The organism is uncultured Phycicoccus sp. (assembly GCF_947495705.1).
Taxonomy (GTDB): Bacteria; Actinomycetota; Actinomycetes; order Actinomycetales; family Dermatophilaceae; genus Phycicoccus.
In genome coordinates, this window is sequence record NZ_CANLZR010000001.1 from 469,376 (window position 1) to 482,148 (window position 12,773).

Here is a 12,773-nt window from a genome sequence, read left to right on the forward strand (position 1 = left end):
ACGCGCACCCGCGTTCGTCGGCGCCCCACCGGGTGCCCGACCGGGCGTCGTCGACCTCGAGCCCTTTCCCGGCTCCGCACGCCGGGTACTCCTCAACGACCCGGCCTGCCCGACGACGCGTCGGGTGCCAGGTCCCTGCGCTCCCGTCCGGCCCCGCGCCGGAAGGGATGGCAGCACTCTGACCCAGTGGGTGGCGTGCAGGACACGTCGCCCGCTCGGCCCGTCGGCAGCCGGCCCCCCCGGGGGTCGCGGTCCGGGGGGTCGGTGGACGCCGGGATGGCGGCGGCCTGACGTACGCGTCGGGTTGCCTTCCCTCTGTGCCTCCCGGCGTCCGCGGGGCCGCCCACGCCGCGTGCGCCGGGCGGCCCCGGGGACCGCCGTCAGGCGTCCAGCGCGGCCCGCAGGTCCGCCGCGGTGGTGACCGGGCGCTCGCACACGAACCCACGGCAGACGTAGGCGGCCGACCCGCCCCCGACCAGGGGGCGGGACGCCAGTAGCGGGACCCCGGGGCTGTCCGGGTCGCCGGCCACGTGGACGAGCCCGGGGGAGAGCGACCCCCGCACCACGGCCAGCAGCTCGGCCGCTCGCTCGTCCCGGCCGACGACGGCCACCTGGAGGGGACCCGCGACCGCGGCCTCGGCGACCGCGAGGGCCCAGCCCGCGAACCGCGGCTCCCGGGCCGCGACCTCGCCGCACGCCGCAAGGGCCGCGTCGGCGGCCTCCCGGTGCCGTGTGGACCCGGTGAGCGCCGAAAGCGTGAGCAGGGCCCCGGCCAGCGCCGAGGCCCCGGCGGGCTCGGCGTTGTCGCTGCGGTTGGCGGGGCGCGAGAACAGCGGCGGCGCGTCGTGCGCGGTGTCGTGGACCGCACCGTCGGCGTCGACGAAGCGCTGGAGCGCACGCTCGAGCAGGTCGCCGGCAGCGGTGAGCCAGTGGGCCTCCCCGGTGCCCTGGTGCAGCGCGAGCAGCCCCTCGGCGAGGTCGGCGTGGTCGTCGAGCACTGCCGGCGCCGCCGACACCCGCCCGGCCCGGGAGGTGCGGCGCAGCCCCCCGTCGACGTCGTGGGTCGCCAGGACGTGAGCGGCGGCCCGGGCCGCGGCCTCGACGAGGTCCGGGCGGTCCAGGAGCGTTCCGGCGTCGGCGAGCCCGGCGATGGCCAGGCCGTTCCAGGCGGTGACCACCTTGTCGTCACGGGCCGGTTGCGGCCGCGACGCCCGTGCCGCCGCGAGCCGGGCCCGCACGTCGTCCCACCACCGCGGGTCGTCGGGGTCCTCGGGCAGCTGCAGGGTCGAGGCGCCCTGCTCGAAGGTCCCGGAGGCGGTGACGGCCAGCAGCCGGGCCGCGCGCTCGCCGTCGGCCCGGCCGAGGACCTGCACGAGCTGCTCCGGGGTCCACGCGTAGGTCAGCCCTTCGTGCGAGTGCCCGTCGACGACGGTGTCGGCGTCGAGGGCGGACGCGAACGCGCCCTCGGGGGTGCCGAGGTCGCGGACGACGAAGTCGGCGGTCTCCTCGGCCACACGCCGGGCCAGGGGGTCGCCCGTGGTGCGCCACAGGTGGACGTACACCCGCAGCAGCAGGGCGTTGTCGTAGAGCATCTTCTCGAAGTGCGGCACGACCCAGCCCGCGTCGACGGAGTAGCGGGCGAAGCCGCCGGCCAGCTGGTCGTACATGCCGCCGCGGGCCATCGCCTCGCAGGTGCCGCGGACCATCGCGAGGGCGTCCGGGGACCCCGTCCGGGCGTGGTGGCGCAGGAGGAACTCGAGGACCATCGACGGGGGGAACTTCGGCGCCCCGCCGAACCCGCCCCGCGCGTCGTCGTAGTCGCTGCGCAGCCGCGTGACGGACCGGTCCAGGACGTCGACGGCGAGCGGTGACGACGCCGGGCGCCCGGTCATCTCCCGCAGCCGCGCGGCGACGTGGGCGCCGGAGGCGAGCACCTGGTCCCGCTGGTCCCGCCAGGCCCGGGAGGCGTTGTCGAGCAGCCCCAGGAGGTGCTCGCGGGGCAGGTAGGTGCCGGCGAAGAACGGGTCGCCGTCCGGGGTGAGCAGGCAGGTCATCGGCCAGCCGCCGTGACCGGTGAGGGCGGTCGTGGCGGCCATGTAGACGGCGTCGACGTCGGGGCGCTCCTCGCGGTCGACCTTGACCGCGACGTACCCCGCTGCCAGGACCCGCGCGACGTCCTCGTCCTCGAACGACTCGTGCGCCATGACGTGGCACCAGTGGCAGGCGGCGTACCCGACCGACAGGAACACCGGGACGTCGCGGCGCCGCGCCTCGGCGAACGCCTCGTCCCCCCACTCCCACCAGTCGACCGGGTTGTCGGCGTGCTGGAGCAGGTAGGGGGACAGGGACGCCGCGAGCCGGTTCGTCATCCGTCCACGGTAGGCGCTCGGGCCGGCTCAGTCGTCGAGAGCCTTGTGCAGGGCGATGCACCGGGTCACGGCGTCCTCGCCCTCCACGACGCTCGCCCAGCTGAGCTCGATGCCGGCCCGCAGGAGGGTCCAGGCCCGCGCCTCCTCCTCGTCGATGCCCGCCGCGTCGGCCACGATGGCGAGCCGGTTCCGCACCGACCAGCGCAGCGCCGCCCCGGTCCCCAGCTCGTCGGCCCGGTTCCGCAGCACCGGCCACACGTCGAAGCCGGGATGACCGGCGACCGGCTTGGGGTCGATGGCTTTCCACCCGCCGGAGGGGTCGAGCAGGACGTTCTCGTAGTGCAGGTCGGTGTGGAGCAGCATCTCCGGGACGTCGTCGGTCAGCAGCTCGCCGGCGAGGCCCAGGGTGCGGGTGACGATCCGTCGGGGCACCGCCGGCCGGTGCTGCATCCGCTCGAGGTGCGGTGCGAGGAACTCGGCGATCCGGGGAAGCGGCGGGGGAGCGGGCACGTGCAGCCGCCGGAGCAGCCCCCCCGACGACCGCGCAGGCCTCGTCGGCCCACACCTGCGTGAGGTCCTCGGTCTCGAGCCGCTCGAGGAGCAGGAGGCCCTCCGAGGGCAGCGCGGCGACGAGCCGCACGGCGCCGTCACCGTTCCAGGACCGCAGGGCGAGGTGCTCGTGCCGGCCCTCCGGGTGCGGCCAGGTCACCTTGAGTGCCAGGCGTTCGCCACCGCGGCGGACCGGGACGACGGCCGCCGTCCAGCCGGTGCGGGGCGCACCGTCGACGACGAGGTCCCAGCGGGCGAGGGCGTCGTCGACGAGGCGCGGCACCGTGCCCACCCAGTCCGCGCCGGTGGGTCCGCCGTCCGCCGGGTACCCCCGGAGCCGGTCGACCCAGGCGCGGGGGAGGGCGAGGTCGCTCACGCGAGGCCGGGGAAGGGCGCCAGCGGCAGCCCCCACCGCCGGGCCTCGACCTCCACGGTCCCCAGCCAGCGGGTGACGGCCGACAGCCCGTCCGCGCCCGCCTCGGCCAGGACCGGGTCCAGCTGGGCGCCGAGGCCGTCCCGCAGGGTCGACACCGTCTCCCGCGCGAGACGGCGCGCGTCGGCCGCCGACCGGACCGGGAAGGGCAGCGAGTAGCCGAGGGCCGGCGGCTGCGGGTCCTCGCCGGTGAGCACCTCGGCCCGCAGGGCTCGCAGCCGGTCACGGCTCGTGGTCGCCCGGGTGCGTTGGGTGCCCGAGGACCGGGCCGCGGCGACCTCGAGCAGGTAGACCGCGCCCGCCAGCGCCGCGGCGACGTCGAGAGCCGGCTCGCCCGGGACGACGGCGACGGGGGTGTCGGGGGCCGTGCCGGCGAGCAGCCAGGCAGCGGCGTAGCGCTGCGCGTGGACGGCGGCGACCGGCGCCAGCAGCCCGGCCGACACCTCGGCGAACCCCGCGGCGCCGCGTGCCGACGCCGCCTCGAGGGCGGCCAGGGCGTCCGCGTCCGGCGCTGCCCCCGTGGGGGTCGCGGCGGGGCCGTCGAGCAGCGCGGCGGGCACCTGCTCGCGCAGGAGCGTCGTGCGCAGCACCGTGTGCTGGCGGCGGTGCAGCGTCGCGAGGTCGGTCGCGAGCGACCCGGGCAGGGCGGAGGCGAGGTCGGCGAGCCGGCTGCACTCGCGGGTCAGTGCGGTGAGCAGGTCCTCGCCCGGCACCGGGGTGCGGGTGGGGAGGAGCGGCAGCGCGGGGGCGTCGTCCTCGAGCCGGATCCCGCAGCCTCCGAGGGCCAGGACCCCGCCGGCGAACGTCGCCCGGAGGAGGGTCCGACGGCCCGGCGGCGGGCTCGGGTCCGGCGGCATGCCCGGCATCATCCCACGGTGCGACGGGGGCCCCTCGGTGGCTTAGAGTGGATCCTCCCGGTGCAGTCGCCGGGACTTGAGAACTTCACAGGGAGGAGCCACCGGCATGGCCACCGCGGACCGCGTCCTACCCGTCCTCGAGACGGCACTGGCAGGCAGTGGGCTCGTCCTCGAGGACGTCACCGTCACCCCGGCGGGCAAGCGCCGGGTCGTCCGGGTGCTCCTCGACCGTGAGCTCGCCGAGACCGGGACGGTCACCACCGCCACCGAGCCCCTCTCGCTCGACGAGGTCGCCGACGCGACCCGCCTCGTGGGGGAGGCCCTCGACGACTCCGACGCCCTCGGCGAGCTGCCCTACACCCTCGAGGTGTCCTCGCCGGGCGTCGGCCGCCCGCTCACCGAGCCGCGGCACTTCCAGCGCAACGTCGGCCGGCTCGTGACGCTCCACCACGCCGACGTCGAGGTCACCGGCCGGCTCGTCGCCGCCGGCCCCGACGAGGTGGTCCTCGAGATCCCGGCGACGAAGAAGACCCCCACCCGGACCGAGACGGTCCTGCTCGGGCACATCGACCGCGCGGCCGTGCAGGTCGAGTTCGCCCGCCATGACGAGACGAAGGACAGCTGACGTGGACATCGACCTCGCCGCCCTGCGCGCCCTCGAACGGGAGCGGGACATCTCGCTCGACATCATCGTCCCTGCGATCGAGCAGGCCCTCCTCCTCGCGTACCAGCGCACGGAGGGCCACCACCGCCACGCGCGCGCCGAGCTCGACCGCAAGACGGGGCACGTCGTCATCTGGGCCCGCGAGGAGCACGAGGTCCCCGCCCCCGAGGGTGAGGTCGACGAGGAGGGCAACCCGGCCCGGCCCACCCGCGAGCTCGGGCCGGAGTTCGACGACACCCCGACGGGGTTCGGACGGGTGGCCGCCGCCACCGCCCGGCAGGTCATCGTGCAGCGGATGCGCGACATCGAGGACGACGCGATCCTCGGGGACTTCAAGGGCCGCGAGGGCGACATCGTCGCCGGCGTCGTCCAGCAGAGCTCGGACCCCCGCCACGTCCTCGTCGACTTCGGGACCGTCGAAGGGATCCTGCCCGCGGCCGAGCAGGTCCCCGGCGAGACCTACCCGCACGGGGCCCGGCTGCGCACCTTCGTCGTCTCGGTCAAGCGCGGCCCGCGCGGCCCGCAGATCGGGCTGTCGCGGACCCACCCCAACCTCGTCCGCAAGCTCTTCGCCCTCGAGGTGCCCGAGATCGCCGACGGCAGCGTCGAGATCGCGGCCCTGGCGCGCGAGTCCGGGCACCGCACGAAGATGGCCGTGCACTCCACCGTCCCCGGTCTCAACGCCAAGGGGGCGTGCATCGGTCCGATGGGGGCCCGGGTGCGGGCGGTCATGGCCGAGCTGCAGGGCGAGAAGATCGACATCGTCGACTACTCCAAGGACCCTGCGGAGTTCATCGCCGCGGCGCTGTCGCCCGCGCGGGTCTCCTCGGTCCAGATCGTCGACCAGCAGCTGCGCTCCGCCCGGGTCGTCGTCCCCGACTACCAGCTCTCGCTCGCCATCGGCCGGGAGGGCCAGAACGCCCGCCTCGCGGCCAAGCTCACCGGGTGGCGCATCGACATCCGCCCCGACACCGAGCCCGTGGTGGCGGCGACGGCGAGCCCCGGCGACACGCCCGAGCCCGCATAGGCGGTAGAGTGGTGCAGACCGACCGGACTGGACCCCGGCCGTCGACACCGGTGCGCACCTGCATCGGCTGCCGCCGGACGGATAGCCGGTCGGCCCTCCTGCGAGTGGTTCTCGAGGTGGGGGAGCACGGCCCCACGGTCGTCCCCGACCCCGAGCGCCGTCGTCCGGGACGCGGCGCATGGCTGCACCCGGCCGTCTCGTGTCTCGACCTCGCCGTCCGCCGACGCGGGTTCGGGCGTGCGCTGCGCAGCAGCGTCGCCCCGGACACCTCCGTCGTCGCGGCCGTGGTCGAGGACCTCGCGCAGGGACAACTGTCAGAGAACGAAGACCGGAAGCGGGTTTAACGCGATGAGCACCCGATGAGTACTCAGCGATGAGCACCCCCCAGCTGTAAGACGGTCCGCGCCGCCCGGCACGGACCTGGACAGGAGAGATGTGTCTAAAGTCCGTGTGAGCGCACTCGCGAAGGAAACCGGGGAGACCAGCAAGGTCGTCCTGGAACGCCTGAACGCGATGGGCGAGTACGTCAAGAGCGCCAGTTCCACGATCGAAGCCCCGGTCGTGCGGCGCTACAACGAGAAGTACCCGGCCGACAAGGTCGAGGCTCCCAAGAAGGCCGCGCCCAAGAAGCCGGCCCCGCAGAAGGCCGCGTCCGCGGCTCCCGCCCCGGCGGCCCCCGAGGCTCCGGCAGCGGCTGCCCCCGAGGCACCGGCCGCTCCGGCTGCCCCGGCGGCACCTGCAGCGGCGGCTCCCGCCGCTCCGGCGCCGTCCGAGGCTCCCGCCGCTGCGCAGGCTCCCGCTGCTGCGGCCCCGGCCCCGTCGGCACCCGTCAAGCCCGCAGCGCCGACCCCGGCCGCACCGGCCCAGCCGGCCGAGCCGGCCCAGCCCGCGGCCCGCGAGGGTGGCGCCCCGAAGCCGGGCGGTCCCCGTCCGGCACCGCGGACCTCCGCTCCGCGTCCGGGCAACAACCCGTACGCCCCGAGCCAGGGGATGGGTCGCAGCCGCGAGGCCGCCCCGCGCCCGGGCAACAACCCGTTCGCGCCGAGCCAGGGCATGCCCCGGCCGCAGAGCCGTCCCGGCGGGCCCCGTCCCGCCGGTGGCGCTTCCGGCCCCGGCGGCCCCCGCCCCGGCGGCCCGCGTCCCAGCCCGGGCATGATGCCCGACCGCAGCGCCGTCGCCCGTCCGGGCGAGCGGCCTGCTCGCGGCGGCCGCCCCGGCGGTGCCGGTGGTGGCCCGGGGGCCCGTCCCGGTGGCGGTGGCGGCTTCGCCGGCCGTCCCGGCGGCCCCGGTGGCCGTGGTGGCCGTGGCAGTACCCAGGGTGCGTTCGGTCGCGGAGGCGGCCGGCCGCAGCGTGGCCGCAAGTCCCGGCGCGCCAAGCGCATGGAGTTCGAGGAGATGCAGGCGCCGTCGATCGGCGGCGTCACCGTCCCCCGCGGCGACGGCAAGACGATCGTCCAGGTCCGTCAGGGCGCGAGCCTCACGGACTTCGCCGACAAGATCAACGCCAACCCGGCCTCGCTCGTCACCGTGCTCTTCCACCTCGGTGAGATGGCCACGGCCACGCAGAGCCTCGACGAGGACACCTTCCGGGTGCTCGGCTCCGAGCTCGGCTACGACATCCGCATGGTCTCGCCGGAGGAGGAGGAGCGCGAGCTCTACGACGCCTTCGACATCGACCTCGAGATCGGGGTCGACGCCGAGGACGAGGACGACCTCGCGGCCCGCCCGCCGGTCGTCACCGTCATGGGTCACGTCGACCACGGCAAGACGCGCCTCCTCGACGCCATCCGCGACGAGGACGTCGCCGGCGGCGAGACCGGCGGGATCACCCAGCACATCGGCGCCTACCAGATCCACAAGGAGCACGAGGGCGTCGAGCGGGCGATCACCTTCATCGACACCCCCGGTCACGAGGCGTTCACCGCCATGCGTGCCCGTGGTGCCAAGGTCACCGACATCGCGATCCTCGTGGTCGCGGCCGACGACGGCGTCATGCCGCAGACGATCGAGGCGCTCAACCACGCGCAGGCCGCGGACGTGCCGATCGTCGTCGCGGTCAACAAGATCGACGTCGAGGGTGCCAACCCGCAGAAGATCCGCCAGCAGCTGACCGAGTACAACCTCGTCGCCGAGGAGTACGGCGGCGAGACGATGTTCGTCGACGTCTCCGCGAAGCAGGGGCAGAACATCGACCAGCTGCTCGAGGCGGTCCTCCTCACGGCGGACGCCGCGCTCGACCTGCGGGCCAACCCCGACCGGGACGCCCGCGGTGTCGCCATCGAGGCGAACCTCGACAAGGGCCGCGGCGCCACGGCGACCGTGCTCATCCAGTCGGGCACGCTCCACGTCGGCGACGCGATCGTCACCGGGTCCGCCTACGGGCGCGTCCGGGCGATGCTCGACGAGCACGGCGCGAACGTCCAGGAGGCGACCCCGTCGCGTCCGGTCCAGGTGCTCGGGCTCTCCTCGGTCCCGCGGGCCGGCGACACCTTCGTCGTCGCCCCCGACGACCGCACGGCACGCCAGATCGCCGAGAAGCGCGAGGCTGCGGACCGCCAGGCCAGCCTGGCCAAGGCCCGCAAGCGCATCTCGCTCGAGGACCTCAACGAGGCGCTCGCGCAGGGCAAGGTCGACACCCTCAACCTCATCCTCAAGGGTGACGTGTCGGGTTCGGTCGAGGCCCTCGAGGACGCCCTGCTGCAGATCGACGTCGGCGACGAGGTCGACCTGCGGATCATCGACCGGGGTGTCGGCGCGATCACGCTGAACAACATCAACCTCGCGATGGCGTCCAACGCGATCATCCTCGGCTTCAACGTTCGGGCCGAGGGCCAGAACGCGGAGGTCGCGGAGCGCGAGGGCGTCGAGATCCGCTACTACGGCGTCATCTACCAGGCGATCGAGGAGATCGAGCAGGCCCTCAAGGGCATGCTCAAGCCGGAGTTCGAGGAGGTCGAGCTCGGGTCCGCCGAGATCCGCGAGATCTTCCGCTCCAGCAAGTTCGGCAACATCGCCGGGTCGATCGTCCGCAGCGGCGAGATCAAGCGCGGCACGAAGGCGCGGATCACGCGCAACGGCGTCGTCGTGGCCGAGAACGTCGAGGTCGCCGGTCTGCGCCGGTTCAAGGACGACGTCACCGAGGTCCGCGAGGGCTTCGAGTGCGGCATCAACCTGGGGTCGTACAACGACCTGCAGCTCGAGGACCTCATCACCACCTACGAGATGCGCGAGAAGCCGCGCGCCTGACCGGGTCGGACGACGAGAACATGCCGTGTGCCCCTCGGGGTGCACGGCATGTTCTCGTCTCTCGTCCGGTGGGGCGGCCGGTGCGGACCGGGGTCGGGCGGCGGCTAGGGTGGACGACGCCCTGAACACATCGAGCGAAGGAGGAGCCGTGGCCGACGAAGCACGGGCCCGCAAGGTCGCCGACCGCATCAAGACGCTGACCGCCGCGAACCTCGAGTCGATCGTCAAGGACCCCGACCTCGGGTTCGTCACGGTCACCGACGTCCGGGTCACCGGCGACCTCCAGCACGCCTCGCTCTTCTACACCGTCTTCGGTGACGAGCTGCAGCGCGAGCGCACCGCCCGGCTCCTCGAGCAGCACAAGGGCCGGCTCCGGTCCTTTGTCGGCAAGGAGCTGGGCATCCGGCTCACCCCGAGCCTGGAGTGGATCGCCGACGCCATCCCCGAGAACGCCGCCCACCTCGAGGACCTCCTCAAGGAGGCTCGTCAGCGGGACGCCGAGGTGGCCGCCGCCGCGGCCAGCGCCCGGCACGCCGGCGAGGCCGACCCCTACCGCAAGGAGCGCGAGGACGAGGTCGAGGGCTCGGGTGCCGACCAGCGCTGAGGCCACCCCGGACGGCGTCCTCGTCGTCGACAAGCCGCAGGACTGGACCAGCCACGACGTCGTCGCCCGGGCCCGCCGGCTCTGCGCGACCCGCAAGGTCGGCCATGCCGGCACGCTCGACCCGATGGCGACGGGCGTCCTCGTCCTCGGCGTCGGCCGGGCCACCCGGCTGCTGACGTTCCTCGTCGGGGCCGACAAGGACTACACGGCGACGGTCCGGCTCGGGCAGTCGACGCTCACCGACGACGCCGAGGGTGAGGTCACCGCCGCCTCCGGGGCCGCCGGGGTGGACCGCGCGGCCGTGGAGCGGGCCGTCGCCGGGCTGACCGGCGACATCGAGCAGGTGCCCAGCGCGGTCAGCGCCATCAAGGTCAAGGGGCAGCGGTCCTACCACCGGGTCCGCTCGGGCGAGGCCGTGGACCTGCCGCCCCGCCCCGTCACCGTCGCGCGCTTCGCCGTCGGCGACCTGCGGGAGACCGTGGCCGCCGGCACCCCGGTGCTCGACGTCGACATCGAGGTGACCGTCTCGTCGGGCACCTACGTCCGGGCCCTCGCGCGCGACCTCGGGCAGGCCCTCGGCACCGGGGGGCACCTCACCGCCCTGCGGCGCACCCGCGTCGGCGGGTTCGCGCTCGCGGACGCCCACGTGCTCGCCGACCTCGAGGCGCGGCAGGGCTCCCCGATGCCCGTCGTCCCGCTCGCCACGGCCGCCCGGGCGGCGTTCCCCGCCCGGGACCTGACCGGCGAGGAGGCCACCGCGCTCGGGTACGGCCAGAAGGTGCCGTCCGAGCAGCGCGGGCGGCCCGGCCCGGTGGCGGCGTTCGCCCCGGACGGCACGCTCGTCGCGATGCTCGACGAGGCCGGGGCCACAGCGCGGTCCCTCGTCGTGTTCGCCCCGGCGAGTTCGTAGAGTGTCCTCCGTGCACCGATGGTCCGACCCTGACGCCACGCCCGAGGCCCTGCGCCCCTGCGTGCTCACCCTCGGCAACTTCGACGGCGTCCACCGTGGTCACAAGGCCGTCCTCGGGTCGCTCGTCGACGCCGGGCAGCGGCTCGGGCTGCCGTCGGTCGCGATCACCTTCGATCCGCACCCGGCCCAGGTGCTGAACCCCGACAAGGCTCCCGAGCTGCTCGCGCCGGGCCGCATCCGCGACGAGCTCATCGCGGGCACCGGGGTCGACGGCCTGCTCGTCCTCGACTTCACCACCGAGTTCGCGCAGCAGAGCCCCGAGGACTTCGTCCGGGACGTCTTCGTCCGCGGCCTCGACGCGCGCTGCGTCGTCGTCGGGCTCGACACCCGCTTCGGCTACCGCAACTCCGGCGACGTGGCGACCCTCGCCGACCTCGGCGAGCAGTTCGGGTTCGAGGTCATCGCCCTCGACGACGTCGGTGACGGGGAGCGCTTCTCGTCCACCGTCATCCGGCAGCGCCTCGCCGACGGGGACGTCGCCGACGCGGCCCGCATCCTCGGCCGCCCGCACCGGGTCCTCGGCACCGTCGTGCACGGCAACCACCGCGGCCGCGGGCTCGGCTACCCGACGGCCAACCTCGCCGCCGACTCCCTCGGGCTCGTCCCGCAGGAGGGCGTGTACGCGGGCTGGCTCACCCGGGTCGACCTGGCCGACGACGCCCCCGACCGCACGATGCCGGCCGCGATCAGCGTCGGCACCAACCCCACGTTCGACACCACCGACCGGCGCACCGTCGAGGCCTACGTCCTCGACCGCGACGACCTCGACCTGTACGACGAGACCGTCCTCGTCGAGTTCGTCGAGCACATCCGCCCGACGCTGCGCTTCGACAGCGTCGAGGAGCTGACCGACGCCATGGCCCGGGACGTCGTACGGTGCCGCGAGATCCTCGCCCAGATCGTGCCCGCCTGAGCGGGTGGGCCCGGCACGACGTCGGGCTCTTCGTCGCCGCCGGGGGAGCCTCGGTCGTGGGCGCGCTGCTCGTCTGGTCGGCGACGGTGCGGACGGCCGGTGACGCCTACCTCGTCCGTCACCTCGTCACGGCCGCCGTCGGGCTGGTCGTCGCGCTCCTGGTGAGCCGGGCCGGCCGCGGTCAGGTCTGGGCGGCCGCCCCGTGGGTGTGGGCCGCGGCCGTCGTCCTGCTCCTGCTCGTGCGGACCCCGCTGGGTGCGACGGTCAACGGGGCGCGCTCCTGGATCCCGCTGGCCGCCGGCTTCACCCTGCAGCCCGCCGAGCTGGCCAAGGTCGGGCTCGCCCTGGCCCTCGCGGCCTCCCTGGCGGCCGGCCTGGACCGGGCGAGCGACCCCGGGCCGCGCCGGCTGGCGGTCGCCGCCGTCCTCGTGGGAGTGCCGACGGGGCTCGTGGCGGCGCAGCCCGACCTCGGGACCGCCCTGGTCCTGCTCGCCCTCGGGTTCGCCGTCGTGCTCGTCGGCGGGGCTCCCAGGCGCTGGGTCCTCGTCTCGGTGGTCGTCGCGGCCGGGGCGGCGGCGGCGGCCTGGACCACCCCGCTGCTCAGCGACTACCAGCGCGCCCGGCTCACCGCGTTCGCCGACCCGGGAGCGGACCCGCTGGGCGCCGGCTACCAGACCGCGCAGGTGCGGCAGGCCATCGGCGGGGGCGGGCTGTGGGGGCAGGGGTTCATGGCGGGGCCGCGGACCCAGGGCGGGTTCGTGCCCTTCCAGCTCAACGACTTCGTCTTCTCGGTCGCGGGGGAGGAGCTGGGCTTCGTCGGGGCGGCGGGGCTCGTCGTGCTGCTCGGGGTCGTCGTGGTCCGGGTGCTCGTCGTCGCGGCCCGGGCCGAGGACGCGTTCGGCCGGCTCGTGGGGGTCGGGGTCGCCGCGTGGCTCGCGGTCCAGGTCGTCCAGAACGTCGGGATGAACCTCGGGCTGTTGCCGGTGACGGGCCTGCCGCTGCCGTTCGTGTCGTACGGGGGCACCTCGATGCTCGTGTCGTGGCTGGCGATCGGGCTCGTCGACGCCACCCAGGACGGCCACCGATCGTGACCGTGCGGTGACCGTCACGTGAGGCGAGCCTCATTTCCTACGGCCGTGGG

The 12,773-nt window shown here is 75.0% G+C and carries 11 protein-coding genes and 1 pseudogene; 8 read left to right on the plus strand and 4 right to left on the minus strand.

The window, feature by feature from the left end; translation table 11 throughout:
• Positions 1-380: 380 nt before the first annotated feature.
• From Q0963_RS02320 to Q0963_RS02330, 4 genes and pseudogenes are all read right to left on the minus strand, one after another.
• On the minus strand, positions 381-2,369 hold the full coding sequence (locus Q0963_RS02320; RefSeq protein WP_299441884.1) for a thioredoxin domain-containing protein: 1,989 nt from the start codon (positions 2,367-2,369) through the stop codon (positions 381-383).
• A 27-nt stretch (positions 2,370-2,396) separates the two neighbouring features.
• Positions 2,397-3,020 (minus strand): aminoglycoside phosphotransferase family protein, encoded by a 624-nt coding sequence (locus tag Q0963_RS02325; RefSeq protein ID WP_299441887.1) that lies wholly within the window; start codon positions 3,018-3,020, stop codon positions 2,397-2,399.
• Positions 2,941-3,330 (minus strand): annotated as a pseudogene (locus Q0963_RS16540) (aminoglycoside phosphotransferase family protein); the annotation flags it as partial. The gene Q0963_RS02325 and the pseudogene Q0963_RS16540, both read right to left, overlap by 80 nt.
• Positions 3,291-4,208, minus strand: coding sequence for a DUF4439 domain-containing protein (locus Q0963_RS02330; protein WP_299441890.1), 918 nt, complete (start codon positions 4,206-4,208; stop codon positions 3,291-3,293). The gene Q0963_RS02330 and the pseudogene Q0963_RS16540, both read right to left, overlap by 40 nt.
• A 106-nt stretch (positions 4,209-4,314) precedes the next feature.
• On the opposite strand from Q0963_RS02330, the gene rimP reads away from it, so the two are divergent.
• The 8 genes from rimP to Q0963_RS02370 all read left to right on the plus strand — a co-directional run bounded on the left by rimP (position 4,315) and on the right by Q0963_RS02370 (position 12,723).
• A complete protein-coding gene (gene rimP, locus Q0963_RS02335) occupies positions 4,315-4,833 on the plus strand; it encodes a ribosome maturation factor RimP (RefSeq protein ID WP_299441893.1) in 519 nt (172 codons plus the stop codon).
• Between the two features lies 1 nt (position 4,834).
• Positions 4,835-5,899: a transcription termination factor NusA gene (gene nusA / locus Q0963_RS02340; RefSeq protein ID WP_299441896.1), complete on the plus strand. Its 1,065-nt coding sequence runs from the start codon at positions 4,835-4,837 to the stop codon at positions 5,897-5,899.
• Positions 5,900-5,949: 50 nt separating this feature from the next.
• Positions 5,950-6,243, plus strand: coding sequence for a YlxR family protein (locus Q0963_RS02345; protein ID WP_299442461.1), 294 nt, complete (start codon positions 5,950-5,952; stop codon positions 6,241-6,243).
• Positions 6,244-6,334: 91 nt separating this feature from the next.
• The gene (infB, locus tag Q0963_RS02350) at positions 6,335-9,145 is read left to right on the plus strand and encodes a translation initiation factor IF-2 (RefSeq protein WP_299441899.1); all 2,811 of its coding nucleotides are present in this window, start codon (positions 6,335-6,337) and stop codon (positions 9,143-9,145) included.
• Positions 9,146-9,293: 148 nt separating this feature from the next.
• Positions 9,294-9,749 (plus strand): 30S ribosome-binding factor RbfA, encoded by a 456-nt coding sequence (gene rbfA, locus Q0963_RS02355; RefSeq protein WP_299441902.1) that lies wholly within the window; start codon positions 9,294-9,296, stop codon positions 9,747-9,749.
• On the plus strand, positions 9,733-10,659 hold the full coding sequence (gene truB / locus Q0963_RS02360) for a tRNA pseudouridine(55) synthase TruB (RefSeq protein WP_299441905.1): 927 nt from the start codon (positions 9,733-9,735) through the stop codon (positions 10,657-10,659). The genes rbfA and truB overlap by 17 nt, the downstream gene beginning before the upstream one ends.
• Before the next feature lie 10 nt (positions 10,660-10,669).
• Positions 10,670-11,632, plus strand: a complete 963-nt coding sequence (locus tag Q0963_RS02365; protein ID WP_299441908.1) for a bifunctional riboflavin kinase/FAD synthetase — start codon at positions 10,670-10,672, stop codon at positions 11,630-11,632.
• Positions 11,596-12,723, plus strand: a complete 1,128-nt coding sequence (locus Q0963_RS02370) for an FtsW/RodA/SpoVE family cell cycle protein (protein ID WP_299441911.1) — start codon at positions 11,596-11,598, stop codon at positions 12,721-12,723. The genes Q0963_RS02365 and Q0963_RS02370 overlap by 37 nt, the downstream gene beginning before the upstream one ends.
• Positions 12,724-12,773: the final 50 nt, after the last annotated feature.

Coding starts and splice junctions, on each gene's coding strand:
- Q0963_RS02320 (WP_299441884.1), bottom strand. CDS start 2,369: ATGACGAACCGGCTCGCGGCGTCCCTGTCCCCCTACCTGCTCCAGCAC.
- Q0963_RS02330 (WP_299441890.1), bottom strand. CDS start 4,208: ATGCCGCCGGACCCGAGCCCGCCGCCGGGCCGTCGGACCCTCCTCCGG.
- rimP (WP_299441893.1), top strand. CDS start 4,315: ATGGCCACCGCGGACCGCGTCCTACCCGTCCTCGAGACGGCACTGGCA.